A 1,009-nucleotide genomic window follows, 5' to 3' on the forward strand; every position below is an offset into this window, starting at 1 on the left:
TTCATCTCGGTCAATAGCACAATATGTGCTCTTTTTCCTTACCAATGTAAGTAACAGCGCCTCATACATTCRTTTTTTAGGGTTCAGTTCAGGAAGAAGGGTTCTCAGTAGGGTGGGTGCCTTTTATCGGATATGCAGCTTTTTATACATCCTTGATTTCTCAACGTTCTTTTCAAATGCATTAGCAAAATATATGAATAAAAAGTACACTTTTTATTCATATACTAAACAGCTTAAATAGTTAATTTTATATTAGGAATAGCTTCTTTTCCCCTGCTGAAATTGAGTACAGTTGCAAGGTCCCAATGAATAAAGTAATTTTCGACTTACATTTAAAGTTACTTATATATAAGGAATTGTTACAATTTCATAGGCAACGAACGCATTGAAGACATAAATTTCTATGATAATCAGTTCGGTTACTTCAAGTCGCTTCGAATAGAAGGCTTACGTTGTCTTCAACAGCAGCATAAGGCTCTGATAATAATAAAGTGGTTACTATATTTTCTTTCTTTCGAACATTTAATGTACAGTAAAAAATCCGCGGATATAACCCACGGATTTTTTTATRGCTCTTTTTCCAGGCAGTCAACTTGATTATGATGCAGCGGCTTAGTTGCGTACTGTGTAAAACCAAGACGTTCCCAAAAAAGCTTAGCTCTAGGGTTTTGAGACAGAACGCCAAGGCGAAGAACTGAAACTCCTTCTTCTTTTAGCTTGTCTTCAAACACTAGATACGCCTGCGTTCCAAAACTAAAATTGTGATAGGCGCTATGAATGATAAAAGCTCCAATCCATGGATGGTCATCGTTAGGGTTTTGTTTCATGTAATCAATAACTCCTACGTATGTATCATCAGCTTTTATAAAATAACTGTCTGTTTTTTCATTCATATATTCTTTAAAAAGCTCTTCTTCACTCCGCTCTTTCTTGCCATTTTCTAATACGTTATAAGCTTCGTTTGAATTGATAATCTCTGAAACAATATATATCGTGTCAGCTGTAATGG

General features: G+C 35.0%; 2 protein-coding genes. Both read right to left on the reverse strand.

The genetic code is table 11. The features are described 5' to 3' along the window. A partial coding sequence (locus AC1DRF_RS29490) for a DUF5592 family protein (protein WP_477742507.1) occupies positions 1-108 on the reverse strand: 108 nt, incomplete at its 3' end. Positions 109-566: 458 nt separating this feature from the next. Then, complete coding sequence (locus AC1DRF_RS29495; protein ID WP_477742506.1) at positions 567-1,007, reverse strand: GNAT family N-acetyltransferase; 441 nt, start codon at positions 1,005-1,007, stop codon at positions 567-569. Between the last annotated feature and the right edge of the window lie 2 nt (positions 1,008-1,009).

The sequence above is a fragment of the Priestia sp. P5_B4 genome, from assembly GCF_056400385.1.